The following is a 23640-nucleotide window of genomic DNA, read 5'->3' on the forward strand; positions in this document are numbered from 1 at the left end:
AAATAAACTATAAATATAACATTTTTAACTTAAAAATTCTTTCTCTCTTTGCCTAAAATCACTCATAAAATGCTCTATAAAAGTATAAAATTCTTTGCTATGATTGGGAAATTTTAAATGGCTAATTTCATGCAAAACCACATATTCAATAGCCTTTAAACTCTTTTGAATGAGTTTTAAATTTAAATTAATATAAGCTTTATTATGATTGCAAGAACCCCAACGCGTTTTCATATTTTTAATGCTTAAATGCGTATAAAATAAACCTGTTTTTTTACTCCATTTTTTAAGATAAAAAGTAAAAATCTTTTTAGCATTTTGTCTTAAAAATAAATCTAATTTTGCTTTATTTTGACAAAGAATTTTATCTTTATCAAAATAAGTTTTTTTGACATTTTCATCAAAAATAATTTTATATTTTTTAGCTAAAAAAATTAACTCATCATCTTTTAAGGCTTTTTTTTCAAATCTTTTTTTTGCCTCATTCATCCAAGAACTTGATTTATCTAAAAACTCATAAACACTTTTAAAGGTGCAAAAATAAGGAATACTAAGAACAAATTCACCCCTTTCATTGAGCCTTAATCTTAAAGTTTTTATGCGTTTTTTAGAATAAAAATAGCACTCATCTTTATAAATAAATGATTTTAAACTAGAGCTTTGCCTTGCCATTTTTTACTTTTCCATCTGTATGAATTTACCATTCCACGCAAAAACTCATCTGCACAAAATCCTATCCAAACCCCTAAAATTCCAAGATTAAAATGAAAACAAAGCACATAACCCACAGGCAAAGATACCCCCATCATAAAAACAAGTCCGCTAAAAAATGGAAACTTAGCATCGCCACTTGCGCGCAAGGAATTCACCATGACTATATTAAAAGTTCGTGAAATTTCAAGAAAGATTGAAAGAGCAAATAAAGGTATCATTAAATTTTTTAACTCTTCTTTAAGCCCTAAAATTTGCATAGTAAAATCTTGAAAAAGATAGTTCAAAAGTGCCACTAAAGCACTCGCTATTACACTAAAATATAAAGCACGCCAAGCATGTTTATAAGCTATATTTTCATATCTAGCACCGATTAATTTACCTACTATAATTTCATTAGCTATACTCGTAGCTTGTCCTATAAGCATGATAAGCATTGAAATTTGAAAATAAATCGTTTGCACACTCAAACTCGCCTCGCCTAAACTTGCTACAAAAGCAAAAGCTATAGTGTATTGGACTATCCACAAAAGATTTTCCCCTGCTGAAAATCCACCTATATTTAAAACCTTTTTTAATACCTCTTTTTCAAGTTTTATCATTTCTTTGATTTTAAGATGAATTTTAAGCTTGTAAAAAAGTATCACAAGTAAAGCCACTATAGCAACAATGCGAGCAAAAATATTACTAAGCCCTATTCCAAAAAGTTCTGACTTTGTATAATGCAAAACATAATAATTTCCACAAATCACCACTATATCCATCAAAAAACCTATAAACATGACCCAATAAGCCATATTATAAACCCTTACAATAGCAGCTAAAACAATACCTATGGCATCAAAAAACAAACAAATTGCAAGCATATGTAAGTAAATTGCGCTATCTTTGAGCAATTCTTGTGGAATTTTTAAAAGATAAAGCAAATACTCCCCATGCCATAAAATAAGCACACCGCATACAAAGCCTAAAAGTGCATTTAAGAACAAACTTTGATGAATCACTTTTCTTGCTAAAACATGATCTTTTGCACCAATTGCTTGTGCGATCACCACACTACAACCCACACTTAAAAATGAAAAAATAGTGATAAAAAGATCTAAAATTTGATTTCCAGCGCCCATAGCACCAACAAGAAAATTAGAATAATGCGACACCATAGCGGTATTGATAATCACGGTTAAATACTTAGAAAGCAAATCCCAAAATATAGGAAAACTGAGTCTTGTTAAAGAGAGTTGTTTTTTTGCCATGATATTATCTTATCTCTTTTTTTAAATATTTCTTTTAAAAAACAATTCTACTTAAAAATTACTTTTTTAAATATAAATATTTAATATACTCAATTTGTTATATTTAAAATAATTTGATGATTTTCTTCTTTGAAAGTATACACTAGCTCATCACATTTATATGAGACTTCCTTCTTGCAAATTTTATCTTGCAAAGGTTCTTTTAATATTTGCAATAAATGTTTTTTAAAAAATAATTTTGTACTCAATCCCATTCCATGATTTAAATTTTTAATAAACTTATTATCAACTTGTGAAACAGCGAAAAATTCTACTTTAAAATTTAATTCTTTTAAAATATGTACAAAATTTTCCTTATTTTCAAAAGGAGATCTTTCATCAAAAATACTATGATATAAAATATATTTTGGATTTGGGTATAAGCTTTGTATTATTAGATGTTCTTTGTTTAATGGTTCTCTTATGATTTTTCTAGCATTTGAAAAATATTTTTTTGAAAATTTATTATTATTCCAATAAGTTTTATCACTTAAATATAAAAATATATTTTTAAATAAAGTATCATCATATGTTCCATGATATCTAGTAAAATCGATTTCTTTTCCAAAACCTATAAGTCTAAAAATATTTCCAAACAAATTAACAAAAGAAGAATTATCTAATATAAAATCAATACTCCAAGGAGCTATTTTTGCACATAAATTTGCTAAATATCCGCCATATGAATTTCCAAACAAAATCGTTCTAATACCCCCCCCCATTAGTTTAAATGGAGAATTTTCTTTTATATAAAAAATAGCATTTAAAATATCCATAGCTTGCATTATGCCAAAATTTTGATATTCATTTTTAGATGGTAAAAAGCTTACATGCGTTCTTAATTTATAGTTTTGATTTAGTTTTTGATTTAATTTTAATTTTTGAATTTCTTGATCTATTCTTATAAAAGCATTATTTAGATTTTCATAAGAATTTATATCAAAAACATTTATATGGTTTAAATTGATAGTTTTTAAGCTAGTATCCAAAATAATTTTATCTATATCATCTAAATAAAAACTAGAACCCAAATGAGGTCTATTTCCTATGCAATGATAGTTAATATTAATAATAGCAACATTATAATTTCTAGCCAAGTAATCATCGACATAAATATAGTTATTCATATCTTCAGCACCGCCTGGAATAATACAAACAATAGCTTCTATTTCTTTACTATCATCATAAGTCAATCTAAATTCTAATTTACTTCCCCTTTTGATATTTAATTCTACATCATCACAAGAATCTATAGAATAAATTTGGTTTATAATCATATTAAACCTTTTTTTTGGAAATTTTTAATTAATTATATCATCAAATTTCCAAAAAATAAATCTTATCCAAAAGCACCGCTTAAGTAAGCCTTGGTTTTTTCTTGTTTTGGATTTTCAAAAAATTCTTTACTTTCACCCAATTCTATAAGCTCGCCTAGATGAAAAAATGCTGTATAATCAGCTACGCGTTTGCCTTGTTGCATATTATGCGTAACCATAATCATGGAAAGATTATGACTTAATTCTTTTAAAAGCTCTTCTATAACACCTGAGCTAATAGGATCAAGTGCGGAAGTTGGCTCATCTAAAAGCAAGAGCTTAGGTTTTATTGCTAAAGCTCTTGCGATACAAAGGCGTTGTTGTTGTCCACCTGAAAGAGCTAGAGCATTTTGCTTTAATTTATCTTTAACCTCTTCAAAAAGCCCTACTTTTTGTAAACAATCCACCACCAAAGCTTCTTCTTCATCTTTGTTTTTAATCATACCATGAAGTTTTGGTGCATAAGAGATGTTTTCATAAATGCTTTTTACAAAAACATTAGGTTGTTGAAAAACCATGCCTACATTTTTACGCAAAGCTACTACATCTTGATTTTTTACATCTTTTCCTTCAATTTCTACCAAACCATCGATTTTTGCGATTTTATCATTCATTCTGTTAAAACAGCGCAAAAAGGTAGATTTTCCACATCCTGAAGCACCGATGAGTGCAGTAATTTTATTTTGCTCTATTTGCATATTGATATCAAATAAAGCTTGTTTTTTTCCATAAAATAAATTTAAATTTGTTGTTTTTGCTATCACTTTAATTTTCCTTGAAAATATTTTCTTAATAATATTGCACTAAGATTTAACATAACTAAAAGTCCTAAAAGCACAATAATACCCGCTGCTGTTCTTTCTAAAAATGCACGCTCTGGCATAGCTGACCATGAGTAAATTTGAGCAGGTAAAACGCTAGTTGGATCAAAAATCGAACTAGCTACATCAGGGATAAATGCTATCATACCGATAATCATCAAAGGTGCAGTCTCGCCTATAGCCCCTGCTAAAGTCAAAATAGAACCTGTTAAAATCATAGGCATAGCTAAAGGTAGCATAATGCCTTTTACCATTTGAACCTTTGTCATACCTAAGGCATAAGCAGCATTTTTCATATTGATATCCACACTTTTTAAGGCCGCTTTGGTTGAAACAATGATAATAGGCAAACTCATGATCGCCAAAGTAAGCCCACCCACTAAAGCACTTGAACGAGGCATTCCAAAAAGGTTGATAAACACTCCAAGTCCTAAAAGTCCAAACAAGATACTAGGAATACTTGCAAGGTTGTTAATACACACTTCTATAAAATGCGTAAGGATATTTTGTGGTGCAAATTCTTCTAAGTAAATTGCCGCTGCAACGCCTATAGGAACACTCACAACCATACAAACAAGCATAACAAGCAAAGTCCCTACAACTGAAGATAAAATTCCTGAATTTTCAGGAGATTTTGAGTCTCCATTTAAAAAGAAATTGCTATTAAATTTAAGCTCTATCTCGCCTTTTTGCACAAGATCATCGACTAAAGTTCTTTGTTTTTCACTAAGGCGATTATATTTTTGCTTCATATATTGATCTACTTCTGAATTTGCCAAAAGCCAAGATTTTTCAGTGATTTGTCCTGTTCTTATTTTTCTTTGTTCTGCGCGAGATAAAAGATCATAAGCAGGAGAATTTCTATTAGCCTCTACAAAAATATAGGTTTGCTTAAAAGCAGGAAATCCAAGATAAGCCACACTTCCTAAAAAGATACAAAGAAAAATTAAATTAATATAAAGCCCCATTTTACAAAGTCTTTTAAAAGACTTTGAAGCTTTTTGTCTTTTTTTAAAAAGTTTTTTCATAAATTTTTCCTTTTGTGAAAGCGATTGATAAGATAAACGCTAAACATATTGATGATTAAAGTGATGACAAAAAGCACCAAACCTAAAGAAAAAGCACTTAAAGCCAAAGAACTATCAAAAGCTTGATCTCCACTTAAAGCTTCTACGATTTTTACCGTTACCGTTGTCATATCTTCTAAAAAATTTAAAGTTAAATTTGGACGCAAAGAAGCTGCCATCACCACTATCATAGTTTCGCCTAAGGCTCTTGAAAGTCCTAAAAGACAAGCTGCAACTATACCAGGAATAGCCTCAGGTAAAATCACGGCAAAAACCACTTCTTTTTTTGTCATACCTAAAGCATAAGCGCCATTAATCCTTTTCTCGCTTACTGCTTCAATGCAATCTTGAGATAAAGAAGCCACTATAGGTACTATCATGATCCCCATGATAAAACCTGCACCTAAAGCACTTTGAAAGCTTGCTTGTATGCCAAATAAAGAAAAAAACCACACTATAAAAGGCGCTACAACTATAGCCGCAAAAAATCCAAAAACAACAGTAGGAATCCCTGCAATGATTTCTAAAATAGGTTTTAAGTAATTTTTAGATTTTTTGCCAGCAAAAACACCTAAATATATAGCACACATAACCCCTAAAGGTAAAGCCGTTAGCATAGCAATCAATGAAATATAAAAAGTTCCCCAAAAAAGCGATAGCGCCCCAAAAACACCTTGTTTACTCGTGCCATCTGCATTCATAAAAGCTGCATCAGCTGCCCACTGACTTGAGAATAAAAAGGTAACAACGCTTTCTTTTTGAAAGAATTTTAAAGCTTCAATTAAAATTGTAAGCATGATAGCAAAACTTACTATCACGCTTACAAAAGCACATAAAAAAAGTGCAAATTTGATTATTTTTTCTTTTAACAAAGTTTTTCCTTAAAAAACTTTTCCAGCTTTTACAAGCTCATCATTTAAAATTTTTCTATCTTCTACGTGTTTTTGAGAAGCTTTTAATTTATCATCACTTAAAGGAACAAGTCCTATTTTTTCAAGCTCTCCACCACTTTTTGCCAAATCATCACTCATATAAATTTTTGCAAATTCAAAGGCTTCTTTAGGATTTTTCTTTGCATTGATATAGATAAATAAACTTCTTGCAAGATCGTATTTTCCATCAGCAATATTTTTTTCATCTGCTTTTACACCATCAATATCTGCTGCATTGATTTTATCCACATTGCTTACTAAAAATCCATAACCAAAAAGCCCAAAAGCATCTTTATCGATAGTAAGTTTTGAAACGATTAGATTATCATTTTCACCACTTGGAATATAAGCTCCATCTTGGCGTATGGTTTTATACTCGCCTTTGTATTCAGGAATTTTTTTAGAAATATCACTCATTACAAGTTCTTCTACAGTATCTCTTGTGCCTGAGCTTGATGGAGGACCATAAACACTAATTTTACGATTTGGTAAATTTTTATTGATTTGATTCCAGTTTGTATAAGGATTTGGTATAAGTTTTCCATTTTGTGGAATTTCTTTTGCTAATGCTAAGAAAAGTTCTTTTTTAGTGATATTTAAAGGTGCGTTGGCTTTATTTTGCGCTAAAACTATACCATCATAACCTACCATAATCCCTACTATATCAGTAACTCCCGCTTTTTTGCAAGTTTCAAATTCGCTAAATTTCATCGCTCTTGAAGCATTAGAAATGTCAGTTATGCCCTCGCAAAATACTTTAAATCCACCCCCTGTTCCTAAACTCTCTACAATAGGAGTTTTTGTATTGTGAATCGCTGCATACTCTTCAGCTACAAAAGAAGTAAATGGATACACGGTTGATGAACCTGCGATTTTTAAATCAGCCGCATTTAAAGCACCCGCTAAAGCAAAACTTGCAACACTTAAAGCTAGAATTTTTTTCATTTTTTCTCCTTACTTTTAAAAAAGTAACGGAAGTTTAGAAAAAGTTGGAAACATTTTGGAAACATTTTTTACTTCGCGACGGAAATAAATTCCGTCTTGCGACAAAGGACTTAGTCCTTTTGAAACCTCTAAAGGCACGCCCACCTAAAAATCTTTGCAGATTTTCAGCCTTAAAATAAAATCTATACTCGTAATAAAATATAAAGCTTAATTTCATTTAGAAACATTTTATTTTTATTTTATATATTTTAACTTCAATCCTTTAAAAATTTAGCTTGTTTTAAAAAAATCAATATATCATTTTAAAAACATTCTAAAAATAAAAATAAGGAGATAGAATGCTTTCAAAAAAAGTAGTTGATTTATTAAACGAGCAAATCAACAAAGAAATGTATGCAGCTAATTTATATCTAAGTATGAGTTCTTGGTGCTATGAAAATAGTCTTGATGGAGCTGGGCTCTTTCTTTTTCAACACGCAAGCGAAGAAAGCGAACACGCAAGAAAACTTATAACTTATCTTAATGAAACAGATTCACATGTAGAGCTTAAAGAAGTGAAGCAACCTGAACAAAATTTCAAATCTTTACTTGATGTTTTTGAAAAAACTTACGAGCATGAACAAAGCATTACAAAATCAATCAACGATCTTGTAGAGCACATGCTAGGCAATAAAGATTATTCTACTTTTAATTTTCTTCAATGGTATGTAAGCGAACAGCACGAAGAAGAAGCACTTTTCCGTGGTATAGTAGATAAAATCAAACTCATCAGTGACAATGGAAACGGCTTATATCTAGCTGATCAATATATCAAAAATTTAGCTTTGTCTAAAAAATAATATTTTTGCCTTGAAAAAGGCAAAATTATAATTTCATCTTAGGTAGCGTATGACTTATTTTTCTTTAGAATTTAGTATTTTAATGATTGTATTTTTTGCCATATATTGGGCATTTAAAGATAATTATAAAATACAAAATATTTTAATCTTGGCTTTTTCATATCTTATTTATATACTGATTAATCCTTATTTTGCTTTAATTTTATTTATTTACACTTTTTTTATACATTTTTTTGCCTTGCTTATCTTTGTGCGTCGAAAACGATATATTTTTGCTACTTGTATAACTTTTATAATATTAAATTTATGTTTTTTCAAATATTTTCCAAATATCAAAGGAAGTCTTGATCAAGTGCTAAGCTTTTTGGGGCTTGATTTTTTAAATATCGAACTTATCTTGCCTATAGGCATTAGTTTTTACACCTTTGCTTCTATTACTTACCTTGTAGATGTATACAAAAAACATCATTTAGAAAGCTTTTTAAATTTAGCAACCTTTTTATCATTTTTCCCTACCCTACTTGCAGGGCCGATTATGCGTAGTGCGTTTTTTTTCGAACAAGCTTATCAAAAACGCGAATTTAAACATGCAAATTTGATCATCATTTTGCTTATTTTTGGTATAGTGAAAAAAGTTCTTATTGCTAATTACTTAGGAATTTATGCCAAAAATATTTTAGATTTTCCACAATCTTATAATTTTATACAACTTCTAAGTGCAATTTACGCTTATGCGGTGCAAATATATTGCGATTTTAGTGGATATGTAGATCTAGTTTGTGCTTTTGCTTTAATGTTAGGTTTTACCTTGCCACCGAATTTTAATATGCCTTATCTAGCTAAAAATCTTAAAGAATTTTGGGCTAGATGGCACATCAGCCTTTCAACTTTCATAAGAGATTATATCTATATTCCTTTAGGAGGCAACAGAAAAGGAATGCCTCGCACTGTAGCTAATATACTCATCGCTTTTATTCTTTCGGGCTTATGGCATGGAAGTACTTTGGCTTTTGGGGTTTGGGGTTTATTGCATGGCTTGGGTATTGTATTTATCCATTTACTTGCTTTAAGCAAATTCAGCCTTCAAAAAATTCCAGCTTTAGGAAGATTTTTAACCTTTCAATTTGTATGTTTTACTTGGATTTTCTTTTATTATAATAAAAATTTAGAAGATGCCTTAGAATACTTCAAAGCTTGTTATAATAATTTCTTCCAAATTCCTAGCTATAACGATATTTATATGCTTGTAAGCTTTGCTGTGCTTTTTATGATTTATCCTTTATTTGTTAATTTTAGAGAATATTGCGTAAGGATTTTAAATCTTACGCCGTTTTTACTCAAGCCGTTTGTAATCACTTTTATTTTGCTTTTAGTGTTTGCTTTTATGCCAAATGGCATTCCTGATTTTATTTATTCGAGTTTTTAAATGAAAATTATTAGATTTTTCTTTATTTTAATTATAGTGTTTATACTTGTTTGCCTTGTGATGAATCAAAGCATTTTTTCTTATATCGAGCAAAAATATCACTTTGCATTTTATCCTAAAAACGATATTTTACAAGAGGCCAATGGTTTTAAAAATAAACTAGAACAAATCCGTGCAATACTAAGTAATGAGCCTCTACCTCAAAATATAGAAGAAAATATCATGGTTCAAGAAGATATGGATGAACTTAATGCAAGTAATGATTTTATCGATAAAAACACCACTATTGAAGATATACAGCAAACAGAAGACGAAAATGTCAGTTTTATTGACAATACCAAATTAGAAGTTCATAAAGGTGATGAATTTTTATTTATAGGCGATTCTTTAATGCAAGGCGTTGCAATTGCACTCAATCGTGATTTAATTGATCTAGGTTTAAAAGCTAATGATCTTAGCAAGCAAAATACAGGACTTTCTTACAAATCTTATTTTGATTGGGCAAAAGCAACCAAAGAAGCTTTTGCAAAAAATCCCAACATTAAATATCTAGTTGTCTTACTAGGGGCAAATGATCCTTGGGATATCAAAAAAGGTGGAGTTTATCACCGCTTTGGTTCAGATAGCTGGATTGACATCTACACCTATAGAGTAAATGAAATCATCAATATAGCTAAACAACATCATGCAAAAATTCTTTGGTTTGAAATTCCTCCTGTTAAAAAAAATGAACTCAATGAAAAAATACAAATTCTAAACAAAATTTATAGCGAAGAAATTCTCAAAAATAAACAAATTTTTATCAATACAAAACTATTTTTTAGCGCTAATGATGAATTTTCAACCTATATTAAAAATGAAAACAACAAAAGTATAAAAATGAGAACAGACGATGGAATTCATTTTACCTCAAACGGAGCAAAAGAGATGTCAAAACTCTTGCTTCAACATATAACAATCAAGGAAGAAAATGCAAATTAAGCAATTTAAAGCTATATTATTAATTCTTATATTTTCAATCAATTTATACGCAAATAACACAAACCATACCATAGATGAAATTCTAAGCCAAACCAAAAACAAAAGTGCTTTAAGCAATTATGCTTCCAAAAAAGACTTAAAGCTTTTGGAGCAAAAACTTAAAGAGCATAAAAACGTAGGTATTAGAATTTATGGAGATTCTCACACGGCAGCAGATTTTTTTCCGCGTGTTATTAGAGGATATTTGATAAAATCAAATTCCATAGGCTTTGCCTACCCTTTGCAACCCAAATATCAACAAAATTTAAATCTTGATTATTCTTATAAAGATTATGAAATTTTAAATTCAAGAAATACAGACACCGCAGGTATTGATTTTCCTTTAGGTGGGATAATAGCTAAGGCTAAAGAAAAGGGTGCAAAAATCACCCTTGATACTAATTTAGACAAGAAAAATTTTAAAGTAGGTTTTGTCTTTAAAGCTCCAAATAACACCAATGCCTTTAGCATTAAAGACGCTCAAAACAAAAGCTATGAGCTAAGATCAGTAGCCAATAAATGGTCATATAAAGAATACGAACTTGTTTTTCCTTTGCAAATTTCTGCCTTACAAAAAAACGCTCAATTAGGAGGATATTTTATCACCAGCAAAGAGGATAATGCTTATTTAGATACCATAGCGATCAATGGGGCAAAAAGCGATCTTTGGATGTCGTGGAATAAAAAAGTAAGCGAGCAAGAATTAAAACTCCTATCTAATGATTTAATCTTACTTGCTTATGGTTCTAATGACGCACTTTTTAAAGGTTTTGAAAAAAACAAATTTAAAAAGAATTTAAAAGATTGGATTCACACACTCAAAACTTACAATAAAAACGCCCTTATCATGCTTGTTTCTCCTCCTACTGTGGTAAAAAAACAAGGTAAAAAATACACCCTAGCTCCTGATTTTTTTGCTATAAGGCAAGCACTTTATGAGGTAGCCAAAGAAGAAAAAACCCTTCTTTTTGATATGCACCAATTCATGCAAGATAGCGGTGGAAAAAATAAATGGATAGAGCAAAAACTCTCTTTGCAAGATGTACATTTAACCATTAAAGGCTATGAATTAATGGCTAAAAAATTGCTTGATGATTTAAAAAAATATGTGCATTATTGATTTTTAATTTTATCGATATAATTAAAAAAGCCTTATCTACTTGATATTTTAGCAGATAAAGCGATACAAATTAAGGCATTTCCAAATTTCTTTCATCATAGTTTAAAGCTGTGATTTGATAATAAGAATTGATGGTTTTAAGAAGATTAAACCTAGCTCCTAGCAAACTTTGCTTAGCGGAATTTAAAGTATTAGAAGCATCTAAATAATCTTTTAATTCACTTTTACCCAAATTATATTTTTCCCAATAAGCTTGAGTGATCAACTCTTGCTTAAAGCTAGTATCTTTTAAAATTTGAAGTAGCATAGTATTGCTTTGATAGTCTTTATAATTTAAGGCAAATTCATTCATAGCACTTTGTAAACTCTGCTCGTAATTAACAAGCGCACTCTCATAATCAAACTGCGAAATTTTGATATTTTGCTTTACTCTGCCATAGTCTAAGAAAGGTAAGGAAATTTTTATATTGCCACTCAAAACTTCAAATTTAAAACTATCATCAAATTGCTTATCGCTGCCATTTAAAGCCCCGCCTAAAGAAATGCTTGGAAAGATTGATTTTTGCACCGAAGTATAGTCTTTAAAAGCGGATTTAAGGGTATTGAGCTTAGAACGCACATCAGGACGATACACAAGAGCTTCTAAAGGAATATTAAAATTAGGATTTAAATTCTTAAAATCAGAAAGAGTTAAAGCTTTAAAATAATCAATATACGCAAAGCCCTCTTGCTTTCCTATCAAATCTTGTAAATTTTTTATAAGTAAATTGCGATTTTGCTCATTGCGTAATAAATCTTGCCTTGCCTTTAATAAATTTTGCTCTATATTAAGCAAATCAAGTTCTTCGATTTTTCCAAGCTCAAATTTATAAGCATAAAGCTCTCTCATTTGTTCTAAATTAGCTAGATACTCTTTAAGTAAATTATCCACATCATTAAAATAAGCAAGTTCAAAAATACCATTTAAAGCCGTATTAATCATACTGATTTTCAAATTTTCAAGATCATAAGCACTAGCCTTTGCACTAAAATCACTCGCACTTGAGCTATCCCTTATCCTTCCATAAATGTCAAGCTCATAGCTTAAATTAAGACTATTGCTAAATTTCTTACTTTGGACTCCAGAATTTAAATTCTTTTCTCCACTAAGCCCCAAATTTGCACTTAAAGTCGGATAAAAATCATAATCTATCAAATCAGCCCTTGCTAAAGCTGTCAGCAAAGTGCTTCTAGCTATATTTATATCGCTATTATTTAACAAAACAAAATTTAAAAATTCATTCAATTTAGCATTATCATAAGCCTTATACCAATCATAAGTGATATTTAAGTCTTTAAAGCTCTCTTCGCTCATTGTAGGCTCTTTAGGCAAGCTAAGTTTTACACCACAGGCGCTTAAAAAAAATGCCAGTAAAATACTCAATAAATTTTTCATTTTATTCCTTTGATAAGGCGCTAATAGGATTTAAATTGGCTGCATTTCTTGCAGGGAAAAATCCAAAAATAACCCCAATTAAAACAGAACTTAATAAACCCAAAAGCACAGAATACGCATTTAAAATCATAGGAAAATCAGTGCTTAGAGTATTAAAACCAAAAATCACAAAAACAGAAAGCAAAACTCCTAAAATCGCACCCATAGAACATATCATCACCGCTTCGATTAAAAACTGCATCATGATATCCTCTCTTCTAGCGCCTATTGCCATACGAATTCCTATTTCTCTTGTTCTTTCACTCACCGAAACAAGCATGATATTCATCACGCCTATACCCCCAACAATCAAAGCAATCACCGCCACCGAAGCCGTAAGTATGGTAGTCGTGCGTTTATTTGCTGTGATAGCTTGCTTAAAGGTATCAGAATTAAAAGTGAAAAAATCCCTTTGTCCGCGTTTGATTTCTAGAATTCTAATGACAGCATTTTCAGCCAAAGTAGAACTCACATCATCCTTTACTTTTACTATAATTTCACGCAAATTTCTATCGCCTGTAAGCTTATTCATCAGCGTAGTATAAGGCATATAAAGGCGCACTACATTATCTTCTATAGGCTTTTCTGTATCTTTTTGTAAAACTCCTATGATTTTAAAGGGTTGAGAATTAAAAATCACCACACGCCCTAAAACATCTTCACTCTTTTGGCGAGGGAAAAGATTTTTCTTAGCATTAAAATCAAGCACCGCTACATTAGCATTAGTTTCTATATCTTCATTATTTAAAATTCTACCCACTTGAAGTTTTAAACCCTCTATAGCAAAATTATTTACTCCCACTCCTTCAGCTCTAGCGCTTAAAGAAATATTCGTGTAAGTTGCCACGCCTGAAGTATTAGAGTGTGCATCTACTGCTTCTAAATAATCTAAACTTCTAAGCGTTTCTAAATCACTAAAATTAAGCCTTGTCTTACCCGAACGCAAATCCCCAAATCCCTTACCAGGACGAATTTCAATGGTATTAGTCCCAAGTCTTGCGATGGATTCTAAAACCTTAGCTTGAGAGCCAAGCCCTAAAGCTACTACGCACACAACCGAAGCTATACCTATAATAATCCCTAACATGGTTAAAATGGAACGAAGTTTGTGTGCAAGTATGGAAGAATAAGCTATTTTTAAACATTCAAAGGCTTGATTTTTAAGCAAGGTAAGAGTTTTTTTCTCTTTTGGCATACTTTTAACCTGTCCTTGATAAACAATCTTATCTTTTTTGCTATCGCTTAAAATCTCGCCGTCTTTGATTTCTATCACTCTTTTAGCTTGTGCTGCGATTTTTGGATCGTGTGTTACAAGCACTATGGTATGCCCTTGTGTATTTAATTTTTTTAAAATTTCAAGCACCATAATACCGCTTTTACTATCTAAAGCCCCTGTTGGCTCATCAGCTAAAATAAGCTCTCCTCCATTCATCAAAGCTCTAGCTATAGAAACACGCTGCTGCTGTCCTCCACTTAGCTCATTGGGCTTTGATTCTATCTTATGCTCAAGCTCTAAATTGCCTAAAAGTTCTTGGGCTCTAAAATTTCTTTCTTGTACTTTTTTACCCGCATAAACAGCAGGTAATGCGACATTATCATTTGCACTTAGAAGATTTAAAAGATTGTAGCGTTGAAAAATAAAGCCTATTTTTTCGCGTCTTAATCTCGCTTTTTCATCGCTATTAAGCTGGGTTACTTCATAATCATCAAAAATATAACTCCCACTACTTGGCTCATCTAAAGTGCCTATGATATTTAAAAGTGAAGTTTTTCCGCTCCCACTTTGTCCGATGATAGCGACAAATTCACCCTTTTCTATACTTAAACTTACATTTTTTAAAATGGCATTCTCGCCTATATTTTTACAAATATTGTTTAAGAAAATCATCAAAATCTCAATCTTAACTTAGGAGCAGCATTATCACCACTTGAACTTACTACTAGTAATTCACCCTCGCTTAAACCTTCTAAAATTTGAGTATTTACAGAATCTTTAATGCCTAATTTAACATATTTTTTTACTGCTTTTTGATCTTGCAAAATTTCAACATAATACCCTTTTGCGTCATTTTTGATTGCATAAGTAGGCACAGCAATAACATCTTTAGCACTTGCAACAACAATTTCATTTTGTATACTCATACCAATACGCAAAAAATCGTCTTTATTTGCCACATAAAATTTAGCATAATAATATATCGCATTATTAGAACTTGAACTTGAAGAGCTAGAACTTGAAGAGCTAGAACTCGTACTTGAATCACTGATTTGAGTATCTGCAGGATCTATACTTGCTATACTTGCCTGATAGGTTTTTTGAGGATCACTAAGCAAAGAAAAATCAAGCTCCGTGCCGATTTTTATCTTACCAACATCCGCTTCGGCTATCTCCATTCTTACTTCCATTTGATCTAAATTAGCTATGCGGACTATGGTTGGGGTATTTTGATTTGCATTGACAGTTTGCCCCTCATCAACTGCCACATTGATCACAACTCCATCCATAGGCGCAGTGATGGTTGTGTATCCTAAATCTTTTTGAGCGTTTTTAAGAGTAATTTCAAGCTGAACTACTTGAGCGTTAAGTTCTGCAACATTTGCCTTTAAAGTGTAAAAATTATTTTTTTGAGTTTCTAAATTTTCAAGAGAACTTGCCTTAGCAGCATAAAGCTTTTGTTCTCTTTGGTATTGTTTACTTGCGATTTCAAGGGCGACTTTTTTACTTTCTAGATTAGCCTTAGCACTTTCAAGCTGCGCCTTTGTGATATCTAAATCATTTTGCTGTTTATCTTTATCAATTTGCGCGATCAAATCACCCTGTTTTACATGCGAACCCACATCCACATAAAGCTTAATGATTTGCCCGCTTACTTGAGCACCCACATCAACTTGATCTTTAGCATAAACCTTCCCCACTGCTTCTATAGTTTGAGAAATATCTATTTTTTTAACCTTTTGGGTAAGATAGGTGATTTTTTCATTATCATTAAAAAATATAAAATAAGCGCCCACTCCAAAAAGTGCTAAAATCACCACAATCAAAACGACCCTATTTTTCATTCTAAACCTTAAATTAAAAAATAAATCTCGCAATTGTATCTATGCAAAGTGAATTTTTTGTGAATTTTTAAATTCATATTTTTAAGAATTTAAAAATTCTAAAGCCATCATACTATCGCCTTGCATTAAGACTTTTAAATTTTCATCTTCCCAGCAAAAAGTAGAACTATGGTGCAAGGTAGGATTTTTCAAATCCTTTGAAATACCCACAAAAACATAAGCACCCATTCTTTCACGCGTTAAAAAAGCAAAATCCTCAGCTCCCATATCAGGCTTAGCTACGCTAATGATATTTTGCTCGCCCAATACCTTGCCAAAAGCTTTTCTAGCTATTTTTGCAGCATTTTCATCATTGATTAAAGGAGGATATTCTCTTTTATAATCAAGCTTAAAATCACCCCCAAATTCTAAAGCAACAGCTCTAGCCGTATTTTCTATAGAACTTTGTAAAAGTTTTTGATTTTCATCACTTAAAAAACGCACCGTTCCTTGCAAGATAGCATTTTGTGGGATCACATTAAAGGTTGTCCCTGCATGAAATTTCCCTATGGTGATAACCCCCGCATCCACAGGTCTTAAGCGCCTTGAAATGATACATTGCACATCACTGACAAATTTGCTTGCCATTACTATAGGATCGATAGTTGTATGAGGGTGCGCTCCATGTCCGCCTTTTCCTATAAATTCAAGATCAAAAACATCAACCCCTGCCATCATCTCACCGCTTACAATTTGAGCAGTATTTTCAAGCAAAGGTCCCCACAAATGACATCCAAAAACCGCATCCACATGAGGATTTTCAAGTATGCCTGCTTCTATCATAGGCTTAGCACCCCCGCTTCCTTCTTCAGCAGGTTGAAACATAAATTTAATCGTTCCGCTAAATTCATCTCTTAATTCATTTAAGATCAAAACCGCTCCTAAAAGCCCTGCTGTATGTCCATCGTGACCACATGCATGCATTTTTCCATTGATTTTTGAAGCATAGCTAAGATTTGTTTGCTCTTGCACAGGCAAAGCATCCATATCCGCTCTTAAAAGCACGCATTGAGCTTTTTTAGTGCTTGGTTTTTTTCCTTCTATGCTTGCTAAAATTCCTGTTTTAGCTATATTTTTCTCATACTTAATGCCATATTCATCTAAAATTTCACATACCAATCTTGCTGTATTTTCCTCTTCAAATTCAAGTTCAGGGTGCATGTGAATTTGATGTCTTAAATTGACAATTTTTTCATAGTATTTATCACTTAAATTTTTAACGCGTTCTAACATAGTTTTAGTCCAAATCCTTTATTTTTTCATCTGCTTTTTTATTGTCTATTTTTTCCAAATTTGCTTCCATTTTACGAATTTCTTCTTCGCCACTTCTTACTAAATCTTGATCAATCTTTGAAAAATCTCCAATTTTTTTATCCGCATAATCCACTTTTGACAATATAAAACGCAATAAATTAAGCCTTGCTTTTTTCTTATCATCTGAAGAAATGATAGTCCATGGACAGGTTGGGGTATTGGATGCTAAAAGCATAGAATACTTTGCCAAGGTATATTTATCCCATAATTCTTGAGATTTTTGATCCACAGGAGAAAGTTTATATTGTTTCAAAGGATCAATGCGGCGTTTTTCAAAGCGTTTTTTTTGCTCCTCTTTAGAAACAGAAAAATAAAATTTAAAAAACATCAAATTGCTATTTGATATCATATTTTCAAACAAAGGCACCTCTCTTAAAAAGTCTTTATGTTGCTGTGGAGTACAAAAACCCATTACAGGCTCTACTCCTGCGCGATTATACCAAGATCTATCAAAGATCACAATCTCACCCGCAGAAGGCAAATGCGTCACATAGCGTTGAAAATACCACTGCGTTTTTTCAACATCGCTAGGTTTTTCAAGAGCTACCACACGACATCCCCTAGGATTTAAATACTCTATCAAACGCTTTATCGCACCGCCCTTGCCTGCTGCATCGCGTCCTTCTATAAGTATAAGCACTTTTAAACCCTTTGCTTTTACATAATTTTGAAATTTCAAAAGCTCGATTTGTAGATTTTTTAAATCTTTTTCATATTCTATAGTGCTTTTTTTCTTTTTAACAGAAACATAAATTTCATCCTTTTTTGTTTCCTCTTGAATCTTTGCTGGAACTTTTTCTTGCATGAGCAACCTTTATAAAATATTTAAAGCAAATTTACCATAACAAACTATAATTCACATTAAAATCACAAATTTTACATTTAAGCCTAGGATGACAATGCGTTTTATTTTTACACTTTTATTCACTTGTTATTTTTTATTTGCCTCTGTTTTATCTTTAAATGAAGCCTTTGAAGTAAAATCGAGTTCTTATGATAGCGCTGTATCAATCGATATCAAATTAGGAAAAGATATTTATCTTTATTCTAATCAACTTAAACTCTATCTCAATCAAAACGATATCAGCTCTTTAATCAATCTCCCACCTAGCACCCAAAGACTCAATGAAAAAGTGTATTATCAAGATTTAAATCTAGCCTTGCCTAACCTACTGCTTGAGCGTTTTGCACAAAATCAAAACAATCAAATCAAACTCCAATTCCAAGGCTGCTCCGAACAAGGCTTATGCTACAATCCTCAAACTTGGTATTTTGATCTAAAACACAAAGATAATAAATTTGAAATTTCAGCCCCTTATAAAGAAAAGCAAAAAACCTTGAGTGCAAAATCCGAAGAAAGTATGATTGCAAATTTCTTAGCCACAGATAATCTTTTTTGGATCTTACTAAGCTTTTTAGGCTATGGACTTTTACTTTCACTTACTCCTTGCATTTTGCCGATGATTCCTATATTATCTTCACTCATCGTAGCTAAAAGCGAAACAAAATTTTCTAAAAAGCACAGCTTCTTTTTATCTTTTATTTATGTATTTTTTATGTCTTTAGCCTATGCTATTGCCGGAGTTATAGCGAGTTTTTTAGGAGCAAGCGTTCAAGGACTTTTGCAAAAACCTAGTGTTTTAATCTTTTTTGCGCTAATTTTTGTATTGCTTGCTTTGGCAATGTTTGAAAGCTTTCGCTTTGAACTGCCTTTAAAATTTCAAAATTTTCTCCACAAAAAAAGTGAAAAAGGCAAAGGAGTGCTAGGTATAGCCATCATGGGCTTTTTATCGGCTCTTATCGTAGGTCCTTGTGTAGCTGCTCCTTTAACCGGTGCTTTGATCTACATAGCCAACACAGGCGATGCACTTTTAGGAGCTAGTGCCCTTTTTATCATGAGCTTTGGCATGGGAATTCCTTTGCTTTTCATTGGTTTAGGTCTTGGCTTTTTAAAGGCGGGAGCTTGGATGCAAAAAGTAAAAATTTTCTTTGGCTTTGTTATGCTAGCTATGGCTATTTGGATACTTTCTCGTATCATTGAAACAAGATATATTTTGATCGCTTTTGGAATTTTGGGCGTATTTTTTAGTGTATTTATGGGAATTTTTGAACAAGCTTTTAATGCAGTAGCTAAGATTAAAAAAAGCTTATTGATTTTGGTTTTGGCTTATTCTTTAAGTATATTTTTAGGCGGAATCTTTGGCGCAAAAAATTTCTTAAATCCTTTAAATTTAAACCAAAACATGCCCTTAAATTCTTCAAAATTAAATTATAATTTTATCAACAATCTTGACACTCTTCAAAAAGAGATTAAAACTAGCACCCGCCCTATCATGTTTAACTTTACAGCATCTTGGTGTGAAAATTGCAAACTCTTAGATGAGCTTACTTTTAGCGACGAAAGAATTCAAGAAAAACTCAAAAATTTTCATTTAATCAAAATTGATCTGACTCAAAACAGCGACAAAGACTTAGAAATTATGAAAGAATTTGGTGTTTTTGGCCCACCGGTTTTGATATTTTTTGAAAAAGGCAAAGAAAATCTTAGAATCACTGGTTTTATCAGTGCACATGATTTGTTACAAAAGTTAGAAAAATGAAACTCAAAAGCTTACAGATAGGACATATCAAAGATTATAAAGGCTTTAGAAGTGCTTTTATAAAAGATCTTTATTTAGAAGAAGTAGATATCAATTCTTTAGGTATTCTTAACGATAACATAGCCGATACAAAACATCACGGCGGAAAAAATAAAGCCTTATTTGCAAATTCTTATCATAACTACGCCCTTTGGGAAAATTTTCTTGGAAAAAAACTTGCATGCGGTATGATGGGAGAAAATTTAACCCTTGAAAATTTACACGAACAAAATGTTTGTATAGGCGATATACACCGATTTGAAAATGCTATTTTGCAAGTAAGCGAACCGCGCAAACCTTGTGTTAAAATTTCAAAAGTCCATCAAAATCCAAATTTCACACAAGAAATTTTTAAAACAGGATTAAGTGGGTGGTATTATCGTGTTTTAGAGGGTAAAAAAATCCATGCTCATTCTAAAATCGAGCTTATAGAAAAAAATCCTATAAATTTAAGCGTCCTAGAACTCAATCATTTATTTTACAACCCCCATCAAGCACTCAAACAAAATCCAAGCTTGCTTGAAAAATTAAGCAAACTCGATACACTGATTTCACAAAATTGGCACGAAAGTATACAAAAACGCTTAAAAAATGCCTATGATTTAGACTATATGCAAAATTTATAATTTTTTAAAGTATTCTTAGGCTACAATTTAATTTTTTTGAAAGGATAAGCATGCAAAGACAAACATGGAGTAGCACTCTTACTTATATTTTAACCGTCGCAGGAGCAACCATAGGTTTTGGTGCGACTTGGCGTTTTCCCTATCTTGTAGGAGAAAATGGGGGTGGTGCTTATGTTTTAGTATTTTGCGTAGCAATGATACTCATTGGCATTCCTGTTATCTTAGCTGAAAATGTCATCGGTAGAAAATCCATGACAAACAGCGTCGACGCTTTTAAGGGCAAATGGAAATTTGTAGGCTATATGGGGCTTTTGGGTAGTTTTGGTATCATGGCTTATTATATGGTTTTAGGCGGCTGGGTTTTTGTTTATATTTTTGAGTTGATCATAGGGAATTTCAATCTTTCCCATACCATAACCAAAGATTTTACCGAGTATTTTTTTAATGAAAAAATTTCTTTCAATCCTTTAGGCGTAGGAATTTTTACTACACTTTTTGTTCTTATTAATTATATCATTTTAAGGCGTGGCATTATAGATGGTATAGAAAAATCAGTTAAATTCCTCATGCCTTTGCTTTTCATTTGTCTTATACTGGTTGTAGGACGCAACTTAAGCCTTGAAGGTGCTATAAATGGTGTAAAATTTTATCTTACGCCTGATTTTGACAAAATTCTATCCCCAAAACTACTCATCGATGTTCTAGGACAAGTCTTTTTTGCACTTTCTCTGGGTTTTGGCGTGATGATCACCCTTTCATCTCATCTTAGCAAAAATGAAAACATGGCAAAAACCGCCATTTATACAGGAGTTTTAAACACTCTTATTGCTGTGCTAGCAGGCTTTATGATTTTTCCTGCACTTTTTGCAGCAGGACTTGAGCCCGATAAAGGACCTTCTTTAGTGTTTCAAACCCTACCTATAGCATTTTCTCATATCCACTTTGGGACTATCATTTGCATTTTATTTTTTATACTTTTACTCATCGCAGCATTAACAACGAGCTTGCCTATATATCAAGTTATCATCAGTGTTTTAGAAGAAAAATTCAAACTTTCTAAAAAAACAGCTATTAATTTAACCCTAGGTTCGATTTTCATACTAGGAAACATTCCTTGTATACTCACTTATGGACCTTGGAGAGATATCACTCTTATCAAAGGGAAAAATATTTTTGATAGTTTTGATTTTATCAGTGGAAATATTTTATTTGTTTTAACAGCCTTTTTTTGCTGCATTTATGTGGGCTGGGTTCTTGGCAAAGAGCAAAGCATAAAAGAGCTTAGCAATGAAGGTAAATTAAAAAGCATGGGATTTAAAATTTGGTTTTATTATATTAAATTCATCATACCTTTGATCATTTTTGCGATTTTCATTTATGGAATTGCGAATTAATTTTTTATAAATATAAACATAAGAGAATTAAATTTTCATCTTTTATGTTTGATTACTTCTCATTTACTTTTAAGACTTATACTTCCAAATGAACCGAAAACATTCATAAGAAAAACTCCTTAATATAGGCCTAGTAAATACCAAGCTAGGCCTATTTTTATTATATTTTCCACTCTAAAAAATTAGAATTTTTATTATTTTAAGTGCTTTTTAAGAAAAAACTATAGATTTATGTGCTACAATTACAGCGTTTTATTTAATTTTAAACAAGGAGAATTCTCATGAAACTAGTTAAACTTAGTTTAGTAGCAGCTCTTGCTGCAGGTGCTTTCTCAGTGGCGAATGCTACTCCACTTGAAGAAGCGATCAAAGATATCGATGTATCAGGTGTTTTAAGATACAGATATGAATCAGGTAGATTTGGAAAAGATCTTAATCTAGAAAATGCTAACTTAAATAGCAGCAAACAAGAGCATAAATACAGAGCACAAATCAACTTCAGCGGTGCTATAGCAGACAACTTCAAAGCTTTCGTTCAACTTGACTATAATGCAAAAGATGGTGGTTATGGTGCTAATAGCGTTAGCAATACAAAAACTTCTTTAAATGTTCGCCAATTATACCTAACTTACACAAATGAAGATGTAGCTACAAGTGTAATCCTAGGTAAACAACAACTCAACACTATCTGGACTGACAATGCAATCGATGGTTTAGTAGGAACAGGTGTTAAAGTAGTAAACAACAGCATTGATGGTTTAACTCTAGCTGCTTTTGCTATTGACAGTGTAAACACTGATGAGCAAGGCGATGGTGTATTCTTTAAAAATAATAAGGCTGATGCTGGCGAAAACTCTCCATATTTAGATTGGAGCCAAAATATTTATGGTGCTGCAGCTATCGGTTCTTACGAAGTATTTAATGGTCAATTAAACCCACAATTATGGTTAGCTTATATGACTGACAATGCTTTCTTATATGCCTTAGATGTAGCTTATAACACCACTATTTTCGATGGAGTAAACTGGACTCTTGAAGGTGCTTATTTAGGAAACAGCCTTGATAACACACTTGATGATCACTATGCTGGTAATGCTGCAAATGGCAACTTCTTTGGTTTAAGAGGTAGTGTTGAAGTAAATGGTTGGGATGCAACTCTTGGTGGTTTATACTACGGTAAAAAAGATAAAGTTACTGTAACTGTATTAGAAGATCAAGGAAATATCGGCTCTTTACTTGCAGGTGAGGAAATTTTCTATACAAATGGTTCAAAACTAAATGGTGACACTGGTAGAAATATCTTCGGTTATGTTAAAGCAGGTTATACTTTCAACGAAACAGTTCGTGTAGGTGCTGACTTCGTATACGGTGGAACCAAAACAGAAAGCAATACTTATGTAGGTGGTGGAGATAAACTTGAAGCAGTTGCAAGAGTAAGCTATAAATACTCTCCAAAACTTAACTTCTCAGCATGGTATTCTTATGTAAATGTTGATAGTGACAATAATGGAGAAGGTGATCACAACGCTGTAAGACTTCAAGCTCTTTACAAATTCTAAGAAGCTCTAAAGTCTATCGAGGTGGAGTTTTACTCCACCTTTTTTT

The 23640-nt window shown here is 31.8% G+C and carries 20 protein-coding genes; 8 read left to right on the plus strand and 12 right to left on the minus strand.

Features of this window, described 5'->3' with window-relative positions; translation table 11 throughout:
• Positions 1-24: 24 nt before the first annotated feature.
• From KAR67_RS00475 to KAR67_RS00505, 7 genes are all read right to left on the minus strand, one after another.
• Positions 25-672 (minus strand): M48 family metallopeptidase, encoded by a 648-nt coding sequence (locus tag KAR67_RS00475; protein ID WP_002796834.1) that lies wholly within the window; start codon positions 670-672, stop codon positions 25-27.
• Entirely contained in the window at positions 648-1964 is a 1317-nt protein-coding gene (locus KAR67_RS00480; protein ID WP_052780962.1) for an MATE family efflux transporter, read from the minus strand. The genes KAR67_RS00475 and KAR67_RS00480 overlap by 25 nt, the downstream gene beginning before the upstream one ends.
• 89 nt (positions 1965-2053) lie before the next feature.
• Positions 2054-3280, minus strand: a complete 1227-nt coding sequence (locus tag KAR67_RS00485) for a DUF2920 family protein (RefSeq protein ID WP_002810996.1) — start codon at positions 3278-3280, stop codon at positions 2054-2056.
• A gap of 62 nt (positions 3281-3342) precedes the next feature.
• Positions 3343-4083 (minus strand): phosphate ABC transporter ATP-binding protein PstB, encoded by a 741-nt coding sequence (pstB, locus tag KAR67_RS00490; RefSeq protein ID WP_002780983.1) that lies wholly within the window; start codon positions 4081-4083, stop codon positions 3343-3345.
• Complete coding sequence (pstA, locus tag KAR67_RS00495; protein WP_002787363.1) at positions 4080-5168, minus strand: phosphate ABC transporter permease PstA; 1089 nt, start codon at positions 5166-5168, stop codon at positions 4080-4082. Before pstA ends, pstB begins: the two co-directional genes overlap by 4 nt.
• Complete coding sequence (gene pstC / locus KAR67_RS00500; protein WP_002776292.1) at positions 5165-6079, minus strand: phosphate ABC transporter permease subunit PstC; 915 nt, start codon at positions 6077-6079, stop codon at positions 5165-5167. Before pstC ends, pstA begins: the two co-directional genes overlap by 4 nt.
• A gap of 9 nt (positions 6080-6088) precedes the next feature.
• Positions 6089-7084 carry a substrate-binding domain-containing protein gene (locus KAR67_RS00505; RefSeq protein ID WP_002776282.1) on the minus strand — a complete coding sequence of 332 codons (996 nt, stop codon included), beginning with the start codon at positions 7082-7084 and terminating at the stop codon, positions 6089-6091.
• Positions 7085-7422: 338 nt separating this feature from the next.
• On the opposite strand from KAR67_RS00505, the gene KAR67_RS00510 reads away from it, so the two are divergent.
• From KAR67_RS00510 to KAR67_RS00525, 4 genes are read left to right on the plus strand one after another with little or no spacing between them, the layout of a single operon-like run.
• The gene (locus tag KAR67_RS00510; RefSeq protein ID WP_002776281.1) at positions 7423-7923 is read left to right on the plus strand and encodes a ferritin; all 501 of its coding nucleotides are present in this window, start codon (positions 7423-7425) and stop codon (positions 7921-7923) included.
• Positions 7924-7972: 49 nt separating this feature from the next.
• Complete coding sequence (locus KAR67_RS00515; RefSeq protein WP_002784293.1) at positions 7973-9349, plus strand: MBOAT family O-acyltransferase; 1377 nt, start codon at positions 7973-7975, stop codon at positions 9347-9349.
• Complete coding sequence (locus KAR67_RS00520) at positions 9350-10330, plus strand: GDSL-type esterase/lipase family protein (RefSeq protein ID WP_060786181.1); 981 nt, start codon at positions 9350-9352, stop codon at positions 10328-10330.
• The gene (locus KAR67_RS00525; RefSeq protein ID WP_002780970.1) at positions 10320-11489 is read left to right on the plus strand and encodes a GDSL-type esterase/lipase family protein; all 1170 of its coding nucleotides are present in this window, start codon (positions 10320-10322) and stop codon (positions 11487-11489) included. The genes KAR67_RS00520 and KAR67_RS00525 overlap by 11 nt, the downstream gene beginning before the upstream one ends.
• Before the next feature lie 70 nt (positions 11490-11559).
• Here KAR67_RS00525 and KAR67_RS00530 read toward each other — a convergent pair whose 3' ends face one another.
• From KAR67_RS00530 to ppk2, 5 genes are all read right to left on the minus strand, one after another.
• A complete protein-coding gene (locus tag KAR67_RS00530) occupies positions 11560-12924 on the minus strand; it encodes a TolC family protein (RefSeq protein ID WP_002786057.1) in 1365 nt (454 codons plus the stop codon).
• Position 12925: 1 nt separating this feature from the next.
• Positions 12926-14851, minus strand: coding sequence for an ABC transporter permease (locus tag KAR67_RS00535; protein WP_002787343.1), 1926 nt, complete (start codon positions 14849-14851; stop codon positions 12926-12928).
• On the minus strand, positions 14851-16023 hold the full coding sequence (locus tag KAR67_RS00540; RefSeq protein ID WP_002829694.1) for an efflux RND transporter periplasmic adaptor subunit: 1173 nt from the start codon (positions 16021-16023) through the stop codon (positions 14851-14853). The genes KAR67_RS00535 and KAR67_RS00540 overlap by 1 nt, the downstream gene beginning before the upstream one ends.
• 81 nt (positions 16024-16104) lie before the next feature.
• Positions 16105-17295, minus strand: coding sequence for a M20 family metallopeptidase (locus tag KAR67_RS00545; RefSeq protein ID WP_002776268.1), 1191 nt, complete (start codon positions 17293-17295; stop codon positions 16105-16107).
• 4 nt (positions 17296-17299) lie between these two features.
• The gene (gene ppk2, locus KAR67_RS00550) at positions 17300-18181 is read right to left on the minus strand and encodes a polyphosphate kinase 2 (protein ID WP_002776266.1); all 882 of its coding nucleotides are present in this window, start codon (positions 18179-18181) and stop codon (positions 17300-17302) included.
• A gap of 94 nt (positions 18182-18275) precedes the next feature.
• Here ppk2 and KAR67_RS00555 point away from each other — a divergent pair, with 94 nt between their 5' ends.
• The 4 genes from KAR67_RS00555 (at position 18276) to porA (ending at position 23594) form a co-directional block, all read left to right on the plus strand.
• Positions 18276-19976 carry a protein-disulfide reductase DsbD gene (locus KAR67_RS00555; RefSeq protein ID WP_002791814.1) on the plus strand — a complete coding sequence of 567 codons (1701 nt, stop codon included), beginning with the start codon at positions 18276-18278 and terminating at the stop codon, positions 19974-19976.
• Positions 19973-20641, plus strand: coding sequence for an MOSC domain-containing protein (locus KAR67_RS00560; protein ID WP_170876418.1), 669 nt, complete (start codon positions 19973-19975; stop codon positions 20639-20641). Before KAR67_RS00555 ends, KAR67_RS00560 begins: the two co-directional genes overlap by 4 nt.
• 50 nt (positions 20642-20691) lie before the next feature.
• Positions 20692-22035, plus strand: a complete 1344-nt coding sequence (locus KAR67_RS00565) for a sodium-dependent transporter (protein WP_002790053.1) — start codon at positions 20692-20694, stop codon at positions 22033-22035.
• A gap of 281 nt (positions 22036-22316) precedes the next feature.
• Positions 22317-23594: a group 3 major outer membrane porin protein PorA gene (gene porA / locus KAR67_RS00570; protein WP_170876419.1), complete on the plus strand. Its 1278-nt coding sequence runs from the start codon at positions 22317-22319 to the stop codon at positions 23592-23594.
• Positions 23595-23640 lie beyond the last annotated feature (46 nt).

It is taken from the genome of Campylobacter sp. JH32 (assembly GCF_017846535.1).
GTDB classification, from domain to species: Bacteria; Campylobacterota; Campylobacteria; order Campylobacterales; family Campylobacteraceae; genus Campylobacter_D; species Campylobacter_D coli.